Annotated in this window: 22 protein-coding genes; 7 read left to right on the plus strand and 15 right to left on the minus strand. The window is 48.9% G+C overall.

The annotated features are described in order from the left end of the window. The first annotated feature begins 183 nt into the window (after window positions 1-183). Complete coding sequence (locus tag QMA35_RS17290) at window positions 184-408, plus strand: hypothetical protein (protein WP_281648404.1); 225 nt, start codon at window positions 184-186, stop codon at window positions 406-408. An 11-nt stretch (window positions 409-419) separates the two neighbouring features. On the opposite strand, the gene QMA35_RS17295 is transcribed toward QMA35_RS17290, so the two are convergent. The 7 genes from QMA35_RS17295 to QMA35_RS17325 form a co-directional block, all read right to left on the minus strand. Then, window positions 420-1,145 (minus strand): LrgB family protein, encoded by a 726-nt coding sequence (locus QMA35_RS17295; RefSeq protein ID WP_281648405.1) that lies wholly within the window; start codon window positions 1,143-1,145, stop codon window positions 420-422. Beyond that, on the minus strand, window positions 1,135-1,488 hold the full coding sequence (locus QMA35_RS17300; RefSeq protein WP_281648406.1) for a CidA/LrgA family protein: 354 nt from the start codon (window positions 1,486-1,488) through the stop codon (window positions 1,135-1,137). Before QMA35_RS17300 ends, QMA35_RS17295 begins: the two co-directional genes overlap by 11 nt. 68 nt (window positions 1,489-1,556) lie before the next feature. Further along, the gene (locus QMA35_RS17305; RefSeq protein WP_281648407.1) at window positions 1,557-2,060 is read right to left on the minus strand and encodes a disulfide bond formation protein B; all 504 of its coding nucleotides are present in this window, start codon (window positions 2,058-2,060) and stop codon (window positions 1,557-1,559) included. 173 nt (window positions 2,061-2,233) lie between these two features. Continuing rightward, window positions 2,234-3,820 carry a glutamate--cysteine ligase gene (gene gshA / locus QMA35_RS17310; RefSeq protein WP_281648408.1) on the minus strand — a complete coding sequence of 529 codons (1,587 nt, stop codon included), beginning with the start codon at window positions 3,818-3,820 and terminating at the stop codon, window positions 2,234-2,236. Window positions 3,821-4,280: 460 nt separating this feature from the next. Beyond that, entirely contained in the window at window positions 4,281-6,656 is a 2,376-nt protein-coding gene (locus tag QMA35_RS17315) for a Tex family protein (protein ID WP_281648409.1), read from the minus strand. 169 nt (window positions 6,657-6,825) lie between these two features. Beyond that, window positions 6,826-8,025 carry a sulfite dehydrogenase gene (gene soxC / locus QMA35_RS17320; protein WP_281648410.1) on the minus strand — a complete coding sequence of 400 codons (1,200 nt, stop codon included), beginning with the start codon at window positions 8,023-8,025 and terminating at the stop codon, window positions 6,826-6,828. A gap of 9 nt (window positions 8,026-8,034) precedes the next feature. Continuing rightward, window positions 8,035-8,592: a cytochrome c gene (locus tag QMA35_RS17325; RefSeq protein ID WP_281648411.1), complete on the minus strand. Its 558-nt coding sequence runs from the start codon at window positions 8,590-8,592 to the stop codon at window positions 8,035-8,037. Window positions 8,593-8,672: 80 nt separating this feature from the next. Between QMA35_RS17325 and QMA35_RS17330 the strand changes: the two genes are divergently transcribed. Continuing rightward, on the plus strand, window positions 8,673-9,257 hold the full coding sequence (locus QMA35_RS17330; protein WP_281648412.1) for a GNAT family N-acetyltransferase: 585 nt from the start codon (window positions 8,673-8,675) through the stop codon (window positions 9,255-9,257). A gap of 21 nt (window positions 9,258-9,278) precedes the next feature. On the opposite strand, the gene QMA35_RS17335 is transcribed toward QMA35_RS17330, so the two are convergent. Beyond that, the gene (locus tag QMA35_RS17335; protein ID WP_281648413.1) at window positions 9,279-9,941 is read right to left on the minus strand and encodes a hypothetical protein; all 663 of its coding nucleotides are present in this window, start codon (window positions 9,939-9,941) and stop codon (window positions 9,279-9,281) included. A gap of 583 nt (window positions 9,942-10,524) precedes the next feature. Next, complete coding sequence (gene hslO / locus QMA35_RS17340) at window positions 10,525-11,400, minus strand: Hsp33 family molecular chaperone HslO (RefSeq protein WP_281648414.1); 876 nt, start codon at window positions 11,398-11,400, stop codon at window positions 10,525-10,527. A gap of 152 nt (window positions 11,401-11,552) precedes the next feature. Here hslO and QMA35_RS17345 point away from each other — a divergent pair, with 152 nt between their 5' ends. Both QMA35_RS17345 and QMA35_RS17350 read left to right on the plus strand, forming a co-directional pair. Beyond that, window positions 11,553-12,536, plus strand: coding sequence for an alpha/beta fold hydrolase (locus tag QMA35_RS17345; protein WP_281648415.1), 984 nt, complete (start codon window positions 11,553-11,555; stop codon window positions 12,534-12,536). Window positions 12,537-12,586: 50 nt separating this feature from the next. Continuing rightward, window positions 12,587-13,570 carry an alpha/beta fold hydrolase gene (locus QMA35_RS17350; RefSeq protein ID WP_281648416.1) on the plus strand — a complete coding sequence of 328 codons (984 nt, stop codon included), beginning with the start codon at window positions 12,587-12,589 and terminating at the stop codon, window positions 13,568-13,570. Here the strand turns inward: QMA35_RS17350 and QMA35_RS17355 are convergent. From QMA35_RS17355 to QMA35_RS17380, 6 genes are all read right to left on the minus strand, one after another. Then, complete coding sequence (locus tag QMA35_RS17355; protein ID WP_281648417.1) at window positions 13,546-13,878, minus strand: AzlD domain-containing protein; 333 nt, start codon at window positions 13,876-13,878, stop codon at window positions 13,546-13,548. The genes QMA35_RS17350 and QMA35_RS17355 overlap by 25 nt on opposite strands. After that, a complete protein-coding gene (locus QMA35_RS17360; RefSeq protein ID WP_281648418.1) occupies window positions 13,875-14,615 on the minus strand; it encodes an AzlC family ABC transporter permease in 741 nt (246 codons plus the stop codon). The genes QMA35_RS17355 and QMA35_RS17360 overlap by 4 nt, the downstream gene beginning before the upstream one ends. A gap of 114 nt (window positions 14,616-14,729) precedes the next feature. After that, window positions 14,730-14,966 carry a hypothetical protein gene (locus QMA35_RS17365; protein ID WP_281648419.1) on the minus strand — a complete coding sequence of 79 codons (237 nt, stop codon included), beginning with the start codon at window positions 14,964-14,966 and terminating at the stop codon, window positions 14,730-14,732. Window positions 14,967-15,223: 257 nt separating this feature from the next. After that, complete coding sequence (hslR, locus tag QMA35_RS17370; RefSeq protein ID WP_281648420.1) at window positions 15,224-15,655, minus strand: ribosome-associated heat shock protein Hsp15; 432 nt, start codon at window positions 15,653-15,655, stop codon at window positions 15,224-15,226. A gap of 10 nt (window positions 15,656-15,665) precedes the next feature. Further along, complete coding sequence (gene yrfG, locus QMA35_RS17375) at window positions 15,666-16,322, minus strand: GMP/IMP nucleotidase (RefSeq protein WP_281648421.1); 657 nt, start codon at window positions 16,320-16,322, stop codon at window positions 15,666-15,668. 80 nt (window positions 16,323-16,402) lie between these two features. Next, entirely contained in the window at window positions 16,403-17,647 is a 1,245-nt protein-coding gene (locus tag QMA35_RS17380; RefSeq protein ID WP_281648422.1) for a hypothetical protein, read from the minus strand. Between the two features lie 120 nt (window positions 17,648-17,767). Between QMA35_RS17380 and nudE the strand changes: the two genes are divergently transcribed. The 3 genes from nudE to QMA35_RS17395 all read left to right on the plus strand — a co-directional run. Then, the gene (gene nudE, locus QMA35_RS17385) at window positions 17,768-18,328 is read left to right on the plus strand and encodes an ADP compounds hydrolase NudE (RefSeq protein WP_281648423.1); all 561 of its coding nucleotides are present in this window, start codon (window positions 17,768-17,770) and stop codon (window positions 18,326-18,328) included. Between the two features lie 14 nt (window positions 18,329-18,342). Then, entirely contained in the window at window positions 18,343-19,164 is an 822-nt protein-coding gene (cysQ, locus tag QMA35_RS17390) for a 3'(2'),5'-bisphosphate nucleotidase CysQ (RefSeq protein ID WP_281648424.1), read from the plus strand. A 111-nt stretch (window positions 19,165-19,275) separates the two neighbouring features. After that, window positions 19,276-19,551: hypothetical protein (locus tag QMA35_RS17395; protein ID WP_281648425.1), on the plus strand; the 276-nt coding region annotated here is incomplete at its 3' end.

Here is a 19,551-nt window from a genome sequence, read left to right on the forward strand (position 1 = left end):
CAACGGGTTTGAATATCCATTTATTCATAGAGCTTGACGCCACTGCAACTGGATGTTCGATTCTATCTTGATTGACGTTTTAAGTCCGACAGGCTGCTAGGGTCCTATACTTGGCTAACGTGAAAACTAAACACCATGTCGTGTGTCGTTTAAAACACTCGGCTTTCTCAGTTCGGGGTCTTAATGATGGAATCTGTGTCAGTCATCTCAGCCCGAATCGTGTCTCACGACGATGTTGCGGATGAAGCATTGAAAGCATTCTGCCTTTCACTGCTGGTTGGTGAAACTGTTGATGAGTATATTTCTTCCAGACAAATTCACTTTGCCTCACCACAGGTTGAGAACACGTTTCTCAGTCACATTCTTGCGCTCTCTGATTACGCGTTAAGTCGAGGGCTTTCCTTATAAAACCTGAAAGGCTACAGCGTTTGAAATACATGCCAGACAAGTGGTGTGGCAATGGCGGTGATGGCTCCTGTCAATGCAAGCCCCAGGCTGGAAAATGCACCAGTAACAGTATCACTTTCAAAGGCTCTTGCAGTTCCTACGGCATGTGACGTTAGCCCGAGTGTGAACCCACGCACTACCCGGCTACGAACATTCAGCAGATCTAATATTGGCAAAGCTACCACTGAGCCAATAATTCCAACAATGATCACTGTTCCGGCAGCGATAGCGGGAATTCCTCCCAAACTTTCTGTCACGACAATAGCTATAGGCGTGGTTACAGACTTGGCGGCTAAAGAGAGGAGAGTCTGTTCGCTTGCCCCACACGCCCATGCCAGTAAAAGGGCAATGGTCGGCGCAAATATCGCTCCTGTTACAAGGGTAATCAGTAACGGTTTTGCGTGAGAACGTATCAGGTGCAGCTGTTGATAAAGAGGAATCGCCAAGGCGACAGTTGCCGTACCCAGCAACAGGCTGAGAACTTGAGTGTCGCTGCGGTACTGTTCATAGCTGATGCCTGTAAGTTGGAGAAATGCTGTCACTATAAGCACGGCCACAACAACCGGGTGAAACAGAGGAAAGTGTTTGCAGGCTTTATAGATTTTTTGCCCAACTAAAAAACTGCCTGCTGTTAAGGTTATGGCAAAAAGCGGGCTACTGAATAATGTCATTAACTTCGGGGGAAGCTCAATCATCATGACCTTCCCTTTCTTCCCGGATAAGTTTATTCATTAGCAGTCCGGTAAAAACAATGGCTATAACTGTTCCAACGGAAGCCGCAACAGCTATGGGCAGAATCTGCCCCTGTATTTTTACAAGGTAATAACCAAAACCCGTTGCTGCTGGGATCAATAGCATTCCCAGGCTTGCGATCAGAGTATCGGCATAGGATTGAAGGTCGTCCGGAACTATCTTTACAACACACAAGGTGCCAAACAGCAGCAGCATACCTAGCACAGGTCCGGGCAGAGGTAACCCCAGCAAACTGCTGCCAGCCTCACCAAGCACCTGAAAGAACAGAAGAATAAACAGACCACGCATAATGAACTTATATCTGCCACAGAAAGAAGTCGCCCTATTGGGCGACGCTATGATGGCAGGTATCTACATCAGCGGTAAAGGTGATGTTTACGCAAGAGTTCCAGAAGCCCGAATAGAAAATAGATCATAAAGCACACCAGCGTCCATCCAGGGATAGTTAAACCAAGGAATACCCACTGCACTTCGGCACAGTCTCCGGTACCACTCAACATCACAGTTATCAGCTCCATGACAGGCAAAACATCCACAAGATAATCGAGGCTGGGCATGCAGGCTGGAGCCTGACCTGCAGGAAGACTCTGTAAATAGAGCTGGCGAATGGCAAGTCCGGCACCGATTACAGAAAGCATAAGAATGGCTGAGCCATATCTACGGCGACTTTTTCTCTGTGGGTTATGAATGGCTGCGATAAGCGCGGTTAATCCAATTGCAATAACCACAATTCGTTGTGACATGCAGAGAGGACAAGGTTCAAGCTCCATGATGTATTCAAAGAAGAATGCACCGCCAATCAAACCCGCAGAAACGAGACACGCTAGAAAATGGAGTGATCGTGATTCTGGAATAACCATGCTGTTGTTTAAATCCTTATCAGGGCATGGCCGCATGAAGGTGCGGCATGCACAGTTAGAATTCTTTTTGAAATACTTCCATATGATCTGCCAGTTTAAAAGCACTTCGTAGGGGAGGATGCCCTCCCCTGATTTGTTATCGATAAATAGAGCTTAATTAGCTACAGGATATGTCAGACTGAAATTTCTTCTGCAGAGAAATATTCCTGCAGGAAGGTTTCAAAATCCAATGTATCGGCTTCCTCTTTACTGGCCAGATCTTTATGGGATTGTTCAGCGATTTCAGTGAAATACGTTACCCTTTCCGAATGCAGGGGATTGTTCTGGAAAGACTCTGCATGCCGGGCAGACTGTTCCAGAGAATATTTCCGGAATGTCTTACCTTTTTGTAATTCTGCAAGGATCATAGCTGAAGGTGTCAGGCTGACATCACTGAGTTTGTTACTTTCCAGATTCAGGCTCTTGGAATAGGCATCAGTATTATTGGCCTGATCCAGAAGCCTGGCGACTGGCATCATCAGTTCAAACAGTTCCGTTGCCCATTCAACAAACTCTCTTGAACTATCGCCATCTTGAAACTGGAGACCCGGCTTACGACCTTCACGGACGCTAAGGGTAAAGTTGTTGGTGATATCGAGGCATTCCTGTTCAGAAATCTCCGGGCTATCCTGCAGAGCACAGAACAGCAGGAAGGTATCCATAAACAGGGACTGGTTAAGGTCAATGCCCAGAGGCATCAGTGGATTGATGTCCAGACTGCGTACTTCAATGTATTCAACCCCTCGTTCTTTCAGGGCAACAACCGGTTTTTCTCCCGTGCGAGTCACGCGCTTAGGACGAATTGTGCTGTAGTACTCATTCTCAATCTGCAGGAGATTGCTGCTTAGTTGACGGTATTCACCATTCGGACCTGTTCCGATGTTTTTGTAAGGTGCGTAAGGTGTATGAATAGCCTTCCAAAGACTGTTCACATAATTGTCCAGTGTGTTGTAGCAGACGGGCAGGCTTGACTGGGCATCACTGGTGTAACCCAGATCGCTCATGCGCAGAGAGGTTGCCCATGGGAGATACAACGTCTCTTCATCCAACTCGTCCAGCCCGTGACCATCGCCGCCATACAAAAAGCTTTTATCGAGAGCTGGAGATGCACCAAACAGATAAGACAGCAACCATGCGTAACGGCGGAAGTTGCGAATCATGGCAAAATAGCCAGTGGATTGATAATCCATGGCAGAAAGAGAATCTGCTTTATCTGCCTTTTGCATCAAAGACCAGAATTCTTCACTTAAGGAAAAGTTGTAATGGATGCCAGCAATGGTTTGCATGGCTTTGCCGTAGCGGTGTGCCAGGCCTAACCGGTAAACGTGTTTCATTTTTCCGGTATTAGACGTGCCGTAATAAGCCACGGGAATCTGGTCGTCACCTTCAAGAACGGGAGGCATGCTGGTGGTCCAGATGACTTCGCCTTCTGGCATATTATTCAGTGTTTCAGTATGCAGCTGACTGAGAAAATCCAGAGCATCTGCAGCGTCTCGATAAACCGGTGTAATAAACTCCAGCAGTGCTTCTGAATAATCGGTAGTGATGTAAGGGTGAGTCAGTGCGGAGCCAAGTTGCTCAGGGTGCGCCTTTTGCGACAGCTTCTGCTGTGGGGTAACCCGAAGGCCTTCTTTTTCAATGCCATGTTGAATCTGATTAAGACAGGCACGATTGTCTCCTTCTGAAAGGACTTGGAGACGTTCCGAAAATCTGGCTGACAAGATAAAACCTTTTGTGTGGTATTCGGCTGCATTCAAAATGACATGGTCTTTCCTGGGGGCGTTCTCAATAAAACATCGAACTCAGCGTTCACGAGAGTTTCTATGGGTATACCCAGAGGGCACTATAGGGCGCAGCGTTGTTGGAATGCTGGTTGCCTTTCAAAACGCTGCAACGTAGCCATAAAGACTCTCGGGTATGCCCTTCGGGTGACACTGAGTCGTATGTTTAATTGAGAACGCCCCCTGGCATTTTATGCAAGCCAAAACGTGGGCGCAGACAATCAGAGCACTATAACCTTGGCTTTGTTCAATCGCAAAGGCAGCATGCTGACGGAGTGCACTTTGATCAGGCGATGTGAGATATAAAACGGGAAAGACTTAGAAAAACCGATGCAGATTTGAAAAATTACTGGCGACCTTATCAGGTCACCAGTAATAGAGAACGCACGCAGGTAAGAGTTTACTTGCGAAGCTTCTTGGCGCTGGCAAACAAGTCTGCAAAGGTACCGCCTTCAGCAGGCTTCTTGCTCTGGCTCTGACCACCACGAGGCTTTTGGGCTGAGCGAGGAGCCTGGCGGCGATTGTCATTGCTACCACGGTTGTTATTCCGACGCTCACCACGGTTACGATTGTCAGCAGGCTTCTGATCACCCGGCTGCGCGTTGGCATCGTCAGACATGCGCATAGTTAGAGCAATACGACGACGCTCTATATCCACCTCCAGAACTTTAACCCGTACAACATCGCCAGCCTTTACAACTTCCCGTGGATCTTTCACGAACTTGTTGGAAAGAGCAGAGATATGAACCAGTCCGTCCTGGTGCACACCGATATCAACAAAGGCACCGAAGTTGGTTACGTTGCTGATCACACCTTCCAGTTCCATATTGGGCTTGAGGTCTTTGATATCTTCAACGCCTTCCTGGAACTTGGCAGTTTTAAATTCGGGGCGTGGATCACGGCCGGGCTTGTCCAGTTCCTTGATGATGTCGGTTACTGTTGGCAGACCAAACTTTTCATCGGTGAACTCAGTCGCTTTTACGCCCTTCAGGAACAGGGAATCACCGATCAGACCACGAACATCACGCTCAAAGCGTGCGGCGATGTTCTGAACAACCGGGTAAGCTTCCGGGTGAACCGTTGAGCGATCCAGTGGGTTGTCACCATTCATAACCCGCAGGAAGCCGGCACACTGTTCAAACGTTTTCTCGCCGAGGCGGGTTACCTTCTTGAGCATGTCCCGATTTGGGAAGGCGCCGTTCTCATCACGGAAGGTAACGATGTTCTGAGCAATGGTCTGGTTCAAACCGGAAACACGAGTCAGCAGAGCGCTGGATGCAGTGTTTACATCAACACCAACGGCATTCACACAGTCTTCAACAACTGTTTCCAGGCTGCGAGCCAGGTGAGTCTGACTCACATCGTGCTGGTACTGACCGACCCCGATAGCCTTTGGATCAATCTTCACCAGCTCGGCCAGAGGGTCCTGCAGACGACGGGCGATAGATGCCGCACCACGGAAGGATACATCCAGATCCGGGAATTCCTTGGCTGCCAGCTCAGAGGCTGAGTACACCGATGCACCGGCTTCGCTAACCACAACCTTGGACAGGTTCAGTTTTGGGAACTGTTTGATCAGCTCGGCTGCAAAACGATCAGTTTCGCGAGAGGCTGTACCGTTGCCGATGGCGATCAGTTCAACACCGTGCTTCAGAACCATCTTGGCAATAGTGCCAAGGGATTCTGTCCACTTGTTGTGAGGAACGTGGGGGAATATGGTGTTGTGATCAACCAGCTTGCCGGTACCATCAATAACCGCAACTTTTACACCGGTACGCAGGCCTGGGTCCAGACCGATGGTAGCACGAGGACCTGCTGGTGCTGCCAACAGCAGATCGCTGAGGTTCTTGGAGAATACCTTGATGGCTTCTTCTTCCGCAGCTTCGCGGATACGACCCATCAGTTCGGTTTCCAGGTGAGGCAGCAGCTTCACTCGCCAGGTCCAGCGAACAGTGTCACGCAGGAACTTGTCTGCGGCACGGCCCTGATCTTCCAGATTCCAGTGCTCGGCAATCGACAGCTCGCAAGGGTGAGTGACTGTGCGGTCTTCTGCACCTTCAATCACGATGGATGCCTGCAACAGACCGGAGTTGCGACCACGGAAGATAGCCAGTGCCCGGTGGGACGGAACAGACTTCAGTGGTTCGTCGTGTTCGAAGTAATCCTGGAATTTGGCTGCTTCTTTCTCTTTGCCAGCCACAACGCGGCTGGACATGCGGCCTTCTTCCCATAGGAAGTCTCGCAGACGTCCGAGCAGATCAGCATCTTCGCTGAAGCGTTCCATCAAAATGTACTTGGCACCATCGAGAGCCGCTTTGGTATCCTCGATGCCGTTCTCAGTATTGATGAACTTGGCAGCTTCGGTTTCCGGGTCAAGGGTCGGATCTGCCAGCAAAGCTTCAGCCAGAGGTTCCAGGCCGGCTTCAATGGCAATTTGGCCTTTGGTACGACGCTTAGGTTTGTAAGGGAGGTAAAGATCTTCGAGGCGAGTCTTGGTGTCTGCCCCTTTAATGGCTTTCTCCAGCTCAGGAGTCAGCTTTTCTTGTTCTTCAATGCTTTTGAGGATAGCGCTGCGGCGCTCTTCCATTTCCCGGATATAACGCAGGCGCTCTTCCAGGTTGCGGAGCTGGGTATCATCCAGACCGTTGGTTACCTCTTTTCGGTAACGTGCAATAAAAGGAACTGTGGCGCCTTCGTCGAGCAGTTGAACTGTCGCGGCAACCTGCTGTTCCCTGACGTTTAGCTCCGAAGCAATGCGCTGAAAGATGCTCTCCATCAAGTGTTCTCTATGCGTCTTTTTAGGCAAAGACAGGGATTATACCGATGAGGGCGTGAGTTCCCAGTGTTGGCTGTGCTTTCTGCTTTGTTTCAGTGATTTATCCGGGGTGATTTCAGCGTTCCGTGGTTAAAGGTTAAAGGTTAAAGATCTTGCCGGGTGCGTTGGATCAGTCCGTTCTGAGGTATGTGACCAGCCCATCAGGTTGAACCCGCCAGCTGATCATGGTGTTGTTGTGGTAGCGCAGGGACTGTTTGCCTCGTATGGCTATTAGCTCCTTCACAGAAGGTTGAACGTAGCCTGTGTCGTCTGTAGCCCGGCTGGTTAATATTCTTTCTGTGCCATCCCAGTTCCATAACAGGCCGAAGCGAACGGAGGATTTGTTTAAGATGGGAGGTTGGATGTCGGCACTGTGCCAGCTTTTTCCGCCATCATCACTCACCTCGACAGACTTTACTTTTCCCCTGCCACTCCAGGCCACTCCTCGTATTTCATGCCAGCCTTTTTCCAGTTGCATTGGGTAGGTTGGTCTGGTGATTATGGATTTTGCGTCCATAACGAAACTGAACTGACGTACGGTACCGTTTCTTAATGGGTCGGAGTATTTGGATGTTTCTTCCCGAGTCATAAATGGCTGGTCAGAGACTTCTATTCGGCGCAACCATTTCACATTCATATTCCCTTCACAGCCGGGCACAATCAGTCTGAGTGGATACCCTTGGGCTGGGCGAACCGCTTCACCATTCTGGGCATAGGCAACAATAACATTATCTAATGCCTGCTCGACTGGGATGCTGCGGGTGAGCAGGCAGGCGTCGGCACCTTCTGCCAGTAACCATGATGCTCTGGGTTTCAGCCCCGTTTCCCGTAACAGACTGCCTAATGCTACCCCACACCATTCACTCTGGCTGAACAAACCGCAGAGTTTTTGGGGGGATGTCTTCTCTCCAACTTCGAAAGAGTGTTCACCGTTACCAGCACACTCCAAAAAGTAAGTTCGGCATGTTTGCGGCATGCGGTACAGGTCTGCCATGGAGAATGTTAACGGGCGTTCTACCATGCCGTGAATCAAGAGCTGGTGGGTGTCGGGGTTGATGTCTGGAATACCGGCATGGTGACGTTCGTAGTGCAATGCAGACGGAGTAATTGTGCCGCTGAGTGCCTGCTGTGGTGTTTCGGACTCCTGCATCACAATGCCTGTGGCATCACGGACCGCTGTTTCATGGCGTGAGCGTTTTCCGTATGGACTTGCCCATGGCCCCAACTCACGGATGTCAGCTGTGGTGTTCTGACCTGCCAGAATGACACCTGAGCTGAGTGCAGATAATTGAAGGAATCGGCGGCGAGAGAATGCAGACGGCTGCGGCATGATTGACTCCTAACGAACAGATGACGTCTGCAGACGGTTATCCGGTACAAAGCGATGTTGTGCAGGCATGACTATTTTGGGCAGTTTGTCTGCATCAAGGCATGCGTTTTCAGGCAACAAGTCATTCAGGTGCAAGAGGTAGGCGCAAAGAGAGTATGTTTGTGCGTCCGACAGAGTGCCTGGAGTAAGAAATGGCATAGCTCTGCGAATGTAATCGAACAGGGTGGTCGGCCAAGGCCAATAGTTACCAATCGTTTTCTTATGGCCAGCTTCTGTAGCAAAGGGGAAGCTGCCTTCCGGCAGGCGACCGACCAGGACGTCATAAACACCGCCTTTCCCTTCTTCTCCGTGGCAGGCTGCGCACTGTTTGGCATAAAGTCTTTTCCCCTCCGAAACACATCCCTGGCCAGGAGGTAAACCTCTTCCGTCTGGTTGAATCGCGGTGTTCCATCGGTGAATGAGATCTTGGCTGGCAGGTTTTCCAACGTCGAGGGGAGCCATGTCCCGTGGTTGAGCAATAAGTTGAACGGATAGACACATCAACAAGACAGTAACAGGCGCTTTCATTCTTTCTGTTAGCCTGAATCCGGGAAACCATAGAGAATAGATAAACGGAACACTTTTGAAAGTGTTGCTACTTTTTTGTCATGAATATTTCTGTTGCCAGCCAGGCAGACAAGGCCGGGATTATAAAAACACTGGTTGCCGCCTACTATGGGGACCCCATAATCAGGTGGATGTACCCTGATTATTCGGTGTATCTGAAAGCATTTGCCCAGTATTTAGAATATATCCTGCCTCTTCCGCTGAAGAATGGCCTTGTCTACGTGGCGGGAGAAGAAGGGATAGATGGCGTTGCTCTTTGGAGTTCATCTGGTGGAAAGGGGCAACAACAGGATGTCATACAAAAGCTATACAAGAGGTATCTGTTACCAGACATCAATATCAGCCTGCAGGCCATCTCCCGGCGAGTTAGAGAGAACTGTTCCAGATATGGCCAGTTTTGGTATCTGCAGCTGTTTGCCGTCCACCCTGAGCAGCAGGGGAAAGGCCTCGGTAAAACTATGCTGCGGCAAAGTATTCACAGGATACAGAGCAACCAGCAGTGGCCAGTGTTGTTGTACACCAACTGGGATCGAACAGTGTCTTTGTACGAACAGGTTGGCTTTAGAATCATCGATCAATTTCAGGCAGGCAGCTCCCCACAGAGCTATGTCATGATGTACGAATAGATAATATGAGCCGGAACGCCCCTAGTTTGCGGAGGAGGGGCTGTGCTTTTTGGACATTCTCACGGCCTTTTGGAGAACTGGAATCCTGGATGGTTGTACTTGCTGCCCTTCCCTCTTTTTGGGAGGATTGAGTTTCTCGGTCAGCTGTTCCAGCTTTTTCAGCTTTTCCATGAGTGCGAGATTTTCCGCTTGCACTTCACTTAATTGTTTTTCGTACCCATCACTGTCTGTTTGTACTTCTGCTTGTGCCATTGTTCTTTCGTCTGTTTGTACTGATGCATCCTGTTTTTCCTTCAAGGCAGCTAACTGGCTCTTCAGATCTTGAATCTGTTGTGTCAGGGTTTCTTTTTGTTTGCGGGCTTCTTTCTCCCACCCTTGTTTCGTGGAAAGATAGTGGGGATGGTCTGAGATATCTTGTGTCTTTAAAGCTGTCAGTTTCTTCTGCAACGCTCGAAGCTCTCTTTTCGCTTCACTGGAGGTATTCAAATAGTACATATAGTTGGTAAGGTGATTTCTTACGCGATAAGCTTTTGCCGTAATTAAGTCTAAATCCTTAGCTGTACGGCTATAGCAACTTTTGACATCAATATGGCGTAACAGGTGCTGTAATACACTTAATGAAACGACTAATGTTGTTACGGTCAACCCAAGCTGTGGCATAAAAACCAGAGGAGCTGCATTCAAGAACGAAAATTCGAACATGCTGGATAGAGAGAATAATGAATATTCCCTGCTCAGCTTTTCATACGTCTTTGTTTGTTCCCCCAACTGTTCTGCTACGCTGTCCGCATTTGCGCTACATGCCGAAAGGTTTATGGTACGATCAAACCATATTGAGTTAACTTCTGCAGTTCCTTTTCATTCTGTTTTACCACTTCATTGCAGGAATTACAGATGCTCCTGTTGCGCAAATAGGGGACGATAACGGGCAGAATAACAGCGAAGCCCAAAGCGGTTGTGTGTGCTACCTGGGAAGATATCCCTGTGATAGATGCCAGTTGTGTTTGAAATATTCCAATAGCTTTAACACAACGTTCTCCGAAAGTAGCTGTGTATGCATAGGCTGCTGCACATAGGCCAAGAGGATCCTTCAGGTGCGGATAAGCACTCCGAGCGGCTTGAGGAAGAACATGCATTCTCAGACCTCCATGTCTTGGGATCTACAGGGGGCTATCGATCCTCTCACGACCGATAGCAGCTAACCTCTATTGATTATCCAGATTGTGAAAAGTTCCCTCCGTGATCACAAAAAGGCCAGAGTCTGGTGTTAATGGTGGGTCTGGCCGGTTCCCAACAACTGGTGGATATCGGCTTCTGTAAAGGTGTAGCGGGTGTTGCAGAACTGGCAATCCATATCGATCTGGCCCTGTTCTTCCAGAATCTCTTGGATATCTGCAGGGTCTACAGTAATCAGTGCGCTGCCAGTGCGTTCACGGGAACAGTTACAGTGATACTTAATGGTTTCGCCATCAAACAGACGGATGTCTTCTTCGTGGTACAGGCGGTGCAGAACTTCCTCAGTTGAAAGCTCAAGCATTTCTTCATCTTTCAGGGTTTCGGCTAGAACAGTGAAATGTTCCCAGTGCTCTGTGCGTGCAGCCAGATCTTTATCTTTCTGATGGGGGAGTGCCTGAAGCAGAAAACCTGCGGCTTTTTCTCCATCACAGGCCAGCCACAGTTTGGTTGGCAACTGTTCAGATTGCTGGAAATAGCTACTGAGGCAGCCTGCCAGATTCTCACCCTCCAGAGGAATAACGCCCTGATAGCGCTTGCCCTTTTCGGGGTCAACTGTGATAACCAGCTGACCATTTTCCAGCAGAGAATGAAGACCTGTATCCGAAGGAGAAAGCTGCTCATCGCTCCAGCGAGCCACACCACGGAAGGATCGCTTGTCTGTGCATTCAATCATTAACAGGGAAACCGGACCGCTGGAACGGGCTTGAAGGGTCATTTTTCCTTCAAACTTCAGAGTTGTACTCAGCAAAACTGCCGCTGTGGCCAGTTCGCCCAGAAGAACACGGATCATCTCTGGATAAGCGTGGGGAGCAAAGGCTTCCTGCAGGCTTTGGTCAAGCTGCACCCGCTCACCACGAATGTCGGTATTCTCAAATAGGAAGCGCTGGGCAGAATCTGTTTGCATCATAATAAAACGGCAGTGCCTGTTATAAAAAACGATAATCCGGGTATTATACCGCTTCGGTCTGCAATTCCAGCCACCATTTTCCTGCAGGATTGACCGTAATAATCATAAAAATAATAGCGAAGACCGGTCTGGACGAGCTGAGGGAGTGTGCCATGTTTAAAGTGTTGCGGTCAGGAGTGATGCAAACGCATCAATTACTTCTAGTGGGATTTTTAACCATTTTGCTTACCGGCTGTCAGAATGCTCAGGACAGCTTGTACAACACTGCTATCGATTTTGAGCGCTCCAGAGCCGGACTTGAGTTGGTACAAAGCAGTGCCGGAGATATCGATTTCTCCATGCTTCAGGGGGGAAATGCTGAGGGCGAAACCATTCTGATGATTCATGGTTTTGGCGCAGATAAAGACAATTGGGTGCGTTTGGCTGGTGAACTTGGGGATACCTACCGGATTGTTGCTGTAGATCTTGCCGGACACGGAGAAAGCAGCCAGACCAAAAGTAACAAAGGCGCAGAGCTGGATTTTCTGGTCACTTCTCAAGCGGATCGTCTGAATACCCTTCTTGACACTCTGGACATCGACAAAGTCCACTACATGGGTAACTCCATGGGTGGAGCTATTGGTCTGGCTTTTGCCGTGGCTCACCCAGAGAGACTGAAATCACTGACCTTACTTGATAATGCCGGCATTGATTCGCCTAAAAAGAGTGAATATTTCCAGCTTCTGGATAAAGGCGAAAATCCGTTAATTGCCCGTGAGCCTGGGGATTATGCCGTGCTAATAGATTTTGTGATGAGTGAAAAGCCATTTATACCTTGGCCAATCACTGCAGTTATGGAGCGTAAAGCCATTGCCCGTAAAGAGATGAACGATAAAGTGTTTGCGGATTTGATGGCCTCTCAGGAGCAGATGGGATCCTCCGACTATGTGAATAAGATGCTGGCTTCAATCGAGACACCATCTCTGGTGATCTGGGGCGAAGAAGACCGGGTGTTGGATGTGTCCAGTATTGAAGTGATGGAAAAATACATGCCTAATCTTGAGTCCGTTATCCTGCCGGGCATTGGTCATGTGCCCATGGTAGAAGCTCCAGATCAGGTTGGTGATGCCTTCCGTAAGTTTACCAGTCGCCTATAACTCCTTTCTCTGAACTACACTGGGCTGCTTTTCTTTAGGGGGAGTAGCCCATGCTGTCAGCACTGGCATTTTATATCTGGAGTCATGTTCAGCTGATACCCGCTGAGGTGGCACACATGACATATTCTGCCGGACAAACTGCCGCAGCCTACTTCTACGGCTTTCATAGCCGCGAAATAACCGTTGATGGCTGCACGACCCGTTATCTGGAAAAAGGTCAGGGGCCAACGCTGGTATTGCTTCACGGAGCTGGGGTCAGCAAGGAAACATGGCTGTTGATGGTTCCGTATCTTTTTCAGGATTACCATCTACTCATCCCCGATCTTCCAGGTCATGGGCAAAGCTGTCGTGATCTTGAACGGGACTTTACAGTTGAAGGTAACAGTCGCTGGCTAAAGTCTTATTTGGATAGTCTGAATATCGGGCGGGTTCATTTAGCAGCTCACTCAGTAGGTGCCTCCAGTGTTGGTTGGTTTATAAAAGAAAACTCTGAGCGTGTAGAGAGCGTAACATTTATTGCGCCTGCTGGAGTTGAGCCAGTGCCAGCGAAAATAAGTCATCTAACACTGTTTATGCAGGAGCTGGTTCAAACTGGCCGTAACCGTCTGAATATTGAGAATGCGAGCGACTTTGAACGGGTTGCTCGAATGACCGTTCACAACCTGCCATGGGCTTTATGGGGCAGCTATCGGTTTCTGGCATGGGAGCATATGCGCAATGCTGACCAGCTGGATAAAGTAATTAACGGGATTTTGAAAACACGTGATGACATTCAATCAGGTAGGAAAAGCCTGGAAGAGTTGGTCACTAATGTAGATATGCCTGCTCAGGTCATTTGGGGGGAAATGGATAAAATCATGCATGTTGCCGGCGCTGATATTATTGCGGGCATGCGCCCGGATATCAAAGTTCACCGGTTAGCTGATGTTGGTCATGGCCCGATGGTTGAAGCTCCACAGAAAACTGCGGAGCTTATTGAAACATTGGTTCGTAGTGTGGAATCTGAAAGTTATAACAATGTTTCCACATACTGAAGAAGCCAGAGTGCTCCCATTCCAAATGCAAATGTCGCCATTACATTTTTGCTTTTCCAGGCAATAGTAATGGCGATAAGAGCCGCAATGATGCGGGGGTTAAACAGAGGGTTTTCTGTTTCCAATCCTGGAGCAATAACACCTGGCACAATTAAAGCTGCCAGCACTGCCGGAGGAACAAAACGCAGAATACGAATCCATTCCTCTGGGAGAGCTTTACGGCCAGATAACCAGAAAAATGAATAACGTGCCAGAAAGGTTCCCAAGCTACCCGCAAGGATAACAAACCACAGAGTCGGTAAGCTCACTGGAAGCGCTCCTTTGCGTCGTTGTCTGATTTTACTGGCAGGTTTGACGACAACTTCTTCTCAGTTAAATAACCACAGGCGATACCCACAACCGAGGCAATAACGAGCCCCAGGTTGAATGGCAAACCGTGTAGCGCCAAGGCAAGTGAACCACCCACAAGGGCAGCAATAATCGCTGGGAAATCCTTGAGCCCCGGAATCATGATTGCGATAAAGCAAAGCCAGACACCGAAGTCGAGAGACCATGACGTCGGAATGATCGAGCCAAATGCAATGCCCACCCCAGTAGCCATCTGCCATATCAACCACATAATCACCGAACTGCCGAGATAAAACATGGCTCGGTTTTCATAGGGCACCTGGTTCTGATCAAACATGCCTGCGCAGATGGCGAATGACTGGTCAGTCATCACGTAGGCCTGCAAGGCTTTGGGGATTGAGCTGGGTGGAAGCTTGGACGACATTGACGCGCTGTACATCACAAAGCGCAGATTAATAATCCAGATGGTAAGAATAATCACCAGTGGTTCAGCATGGCTGGTGATTAACTGCGCTGCGGCAATCTGTGATGCGCCAGCAAATACAAAAACAGAATACAGCTGTGCGGTAAGTGGGCTCATACCAGCATCAAGTGCAGCCATACCGGAGATCATGGCAAAAGGAATAATTCCGGGGGTGACCGGTAACATGGCCAGCATACCGGATAGAAAAGCGGAACGGTTTTGGGAAGTTGTCACAGATATCCTGAGGAAAATGGGGCAATATGTTCCGGCAGAATAACAGGAGAGCAGACTGGTAGTCTCCGTCCAGTCTGCTTCTTTGCTACTTATAGATATTCGGGTGATTAACGATCACCACTGAACCCCTTTCAGTAAACTCATCAACAAACGCTGCTCAGGCGGAAGCGTGCGTTCTCCTGAACCTTCTGTCTGTTCAGTCGTCTCTCGGTTATTACCCAAAGCTGCCTTGGATTCTCCAAACATGTTGTAGCTGGCACTCATCATCAGTTCACTGAGGCGCGGCATGGCGCCGAAGTAGTTAATGTCCATGCAGCGTTCATAGTCGTGCATGCAGTTATAGTCGTGCATGCGGTTATAGCTATTATTGATCGCTCATCCAAATAGTCTGACTTGATGTATATCAGTAAAAAGGGTCAGTGTTTGGCAAAGTTGCTGTGTTACTCATCCTTTTCCAAGTGTGTATCTGGCATGTAGAAACAAAAGAAAAATATACACACCACAGAGTATGATGAACCTGGAGTGCTTGCCAAAACGTTGGTGTAACGGAGCCCCGTTGTTCTGGAAATATTTGGCCAGGTGGCTCGTGCCCTAAGAATAGCTTCACTTCAGTCTTCAAAATTCTGCTGGCGAAAACGCTCTATATCCCTGCGTTGTTTTTTATCCGGGCGATGCTCAGATATTGGATAGGAACCACGTAAAGCCTTGCGGTTAGCGGCGGCTTCTTCACGCTTGGTTATGCTTTCCTGGGTTTCTTCGTATAACAGTTGGGCTTCAGGAGCACCGCGGCGGGTGTCGGAAAGGGCTTTGATGAAAATAACCTTTTCATCAAAGCCCTGACGCAGAATGATGGTATCGCCAACGCGGGCATCTTTACTGGGTTTGGCACGCTGCCCATTCACATGAACTTTGCCGCCTTCAATGGCATCGCGGGATGCAGAGCGCGTTTTATAGAAGCGGGCTGCCCACAGCCATTTATCCAGACGAACTTTGTCCTGCCCCTGCCCCTTGGTTTCCGGTTTCTGGTTTCGTTTACTCATTAATAGCTATTTACTCGATAGGAAGAAGGTCACAGAAGTTATCTATAGCCTGAAATTCCCCGGTTTCGACTTTGGGAAGTGTCATATCCGGTTGTGAAATGGCAAGCAGATGTTTGATCCCATAGGTGCGGGCAGAACGCAGAACTTCAAGGCTGTCATCAATAAACAGGGTGCGGGTGGGATCAAAGTCGAGATTTTGGGAAAGATTCTGCCAAAACGCCTGTTCTTCTTTGGGGTGGCCAAAATCGTGGGAGGAGTAGAGTTCATCAAAATACTGGGCAAACGGTATGAAATCCATCTTCAGATTCAAACCGTCTCGATTGGTATTGGTCGCGAGAATGATCTTTTTATCAGAAGCGTGAAGGTGTTTAAGCAGTTGCTCTGCATGAGGGCGGAACTGGATTTTATGGGTGATGTCCTTTTTCATCCCGAGGATGTTCATTCCCAATTCTTTGCTCCAGTAATCGAAACAATACCATTCCAGAGTACCGGCAACCTCTTCCAGTTTGGGCCCTATAATACTCCAGACAGTTGCTCTGCTGAGGCCCTCTTTATCGGCGTAACGCTCAGGTACCAATTGTTTCCAAAAATAGGAATCAAAGTGCAAATCAAGAAGGGTTCCGTCCATATCGAACAGAACAGTATCGATCTCTTTCCAGCTAATCATATTGGTGAACCGATGAAGCGTTTCACCCGATCATACCTTTAATCTGGTTACAAAAAGAGAGGATTACGTAAAGAATAGTTTTATTGAGCAAGCGCCTTTTTGATTCGATCGTAGTGCTGTGAATCTGGGTACCACTGCTCAAGAACCTGCTCAGGTGTCAACCCATAGTCGTTAGTTGTTTCGAGGCTACCTTTGGCACCGTATTCAAACAGCAGAGTGAATATTTCATCGGGGGCTTCCCATTGCACTGCAATATGAAGTGGTGTGCTGCCTTTGCTGTAGTAAACCGGTAGAGACGGTGTTTTGGCGTTTATATTGTTGCTGGAGGTTGTCAGTGCTATTCGTAGCGCCTTGGCGTTCAAACTTTTGATTGCGGCTGTGATCAGGTCATTACCTGTTCTGTCTCTGCGTTTTGCCTGATAAATTGCCGCCGATCTCGGCAGGCTGCTCAGGATATGGCCGAGGGTTTCCGTCATGCCATTAAAAGTGAGGTAGTGCACCAGCGGGATGCCGTGAACATTAAAGTTAATCGCATCAAATGAACTGAGTTTCTCGTTGATCATTGCGTCTTTCAAGGCAGCATCCATCACCCCGATCATATAGGTTTCAACAGGTTGCCCTGGTGTTGTGGTGAGCACAGGTTTTGATTCGGGGACAAGAGCAACGGGAGATTTCAACTTTTCCAAAAAGTATTTCAGTCGTGCCTGCTCCTGCCAGGATTCATCGGTGTGTTCTTTCTGCAGGTAGGCCATCAGCTTGTCGCGCTGCTCTTTGTCGCGCAATCGTGCCCCATGCTCCCAGGCCAGTTCAAATCCATGCAAAGGCCAGCCGAAACGCATCATATTTCCGAAAGCATTGTCTTTATTTGCACCCTGCAGCCAGTTGGGGTTGGCGCCATTTTTTAGGGCGAATTCCACCATGTAGGGTAACTGGTTAGATATTGCCATTCTGAGCATGGTGGCATTGTCCTTGTCTCCCCGGTTGATATCTGCCCCTTTAGTCAGAGCCCAGGTTGCCAGTTTTTTGAAACCACTGAATGCTGAGAATGAAAGCAGGTGGCGGCCACGGTGTTCAGTTTGTCCGGAAATGGGGGCATTAAGAAGGCCCACTGCTCTGGGAATATCTCCGGCATCCATAAATTGCTGATACTGGGTTTGCCAGGCTTCAAGGATGACCTTTTCAATACGGGTATTGGCCTGATAAGTGGCGCTGTTCCTTAAGCCGGGAATAATCTGTTGATCTAAAGTGTTATCTTCTGCAAACCCGGTAGAAGCAGCGAATAACAGCGCTGTGAAAAAAGAACGGAGTATCTGTGAAATGTTCAAGCCTGTTTCCCGAAAAAGCATTTAGAGTGTATGTCGGCCGGGGCCAGCGCTTCCGTTAGGAGCCTGAAACAGTGCGGCGTATACTGACTTACTCAAGCAAGCAGTCCGGGTCAGAAAAACATGAAAAAACTGCCAGAAATTTATGATGTCCGGGAAGTGACCCGTAGTGCCCTATTTCGTGTTGAACAGCTGAAACTGCGCTTTTCCAATGGAGTAGAGCGAACTTATGAGCGGTTGGCCGGGTTTGGCGGTGGGCATCAGGCGGTGATGGTTGTTCCCCTGCTGGACAACAATCGTTTTGTGATGATTGAAGAATACGCGGCTGGTACTGAGGATTATCAGTTATCGCTGCCAAAAGGGCTGGTGGAAGCTGGAGAAGACCTGTTGGATGGAGCCAACCGGGAATTGAAGGAAGAAGCCGGTTATGGTGCTGAAAAGCTTGAGCACCTGACAGAATTTACCCTGTCGCCAAACTATATGACCCACCATATGCAGGTGGTGCTGGCGCAGAACCTTTATGAAGAACGCCTTGAAGGTGATGAGCCTGAACAGCTGGGTGTTCATATATTCTCATTTGATGAATTGCCGGAATTGGTCGCCCGGCCAGATTTTACTGAAGCCAGAGCCATGGCTGCGCTATACCTGACTCGGGATATTATTCAGGGTCGTAATCAGAATTAATCGGGGGTACCTGCATGACCATTGACCATGCTGCTCTTGTAGACAGCCTGAAAGAGCTTTGCCTGAAAGCTGGAGAGGCCATTCTTACGGTGTACTCTCAGGAAAGAATTGACGTCATCCAGAAGTCTGATGACTCGCCGGTAACTGAAGCGGATCGGCAGGCTCACCGGGTTATCACCGATGGGCTTGAGCAGCTTGGGCCTGGAATACCTGTGATCTCAGAGGAAGGTACCCTTCCAACTCTGGAAGAAAGACAAAAGTGGCAGCGTTACTGGCTTGTTGATCCCCTTGACGGTACCAAAGAGTTTATTGCCCGTACTGATGAATTCACCGTAAACATTGCCCTGATGGAAGAAGGGCGCCCTGTTATGGGTATTATTTATGCGCCTGTAGCTCGCGCATTTTATTACGGAGGAAGTGCGTTGCACGGCTCCTGGCGGCAAAAAGAAGGTAGCGAGGTTCTGCCGATTCAAACCCGCTCCTGTGCGCCGGAAGGGCTACTGAATGTGGCTATCAGTCGCCATCACGGCAGGGATCGGTTAAAAGACCTGATAGACCGTTTCGAACAGCGCTTTTCAGAGGTGCATCTGACCATTGCGGGTAGTTCACTGAAAACCTGCCTTGTGGCAGAAGGTTCTCTGGATATTTATCCCCGCAGAGGCCCTACCAGTGAGTGGGACACCGCGGCTGGGCAAGCCATTGTTGAAGGCGCTGGCGGCGTAGTTCTCAATGGTGAACTCAAGCCACTGCGTTATAACGATAAAGAAACCCTCCTCAACCCAGACTTTTATGTGCTGGGTGACCCAAGTGCCGAGTGGGAAGATTTGCTTCTCTGAGGTTCTAATTTCTAAAACCTGATTCTTGGTATGGCTGGAGCCATCCGCTGGCTCCGTCATAACTTCTATTGTGCTCCCTTTTGACCTGGTGATTGTTCAGGCCCACCTGAAGTGAAGATACTGGATACACTTCCAGAAGATCCGGCTGGTGGCGGAGATGACGGTGGAATTGGTGTCACCGGATCAGAAGTCATACCGGTTGCGGGTGAAGTGAACACGCTGGGATTATTTAATGGGCCAATAAAGCTAGAAAGTGATGAAAATACAGATGGTGAACTAGGTGATGGCGAAACTGGAGGCTCGGATGAGTCTGTAGAAACAATGGATGACGATGAATTTGAAGACACCCCGGGTGGACTTGCAACAACACTAGGTGGTGGCGAAACT

Source organism: Parendozoicomonas sp. Alg238-R29 (genome assembly GCF_947331445.1).
GTDB lineage: Bacteria > Pseudomonadota > Gammaproteobacteria > Pseudomonadales > Endozoicomonadaceae > Sansalvadorimonas.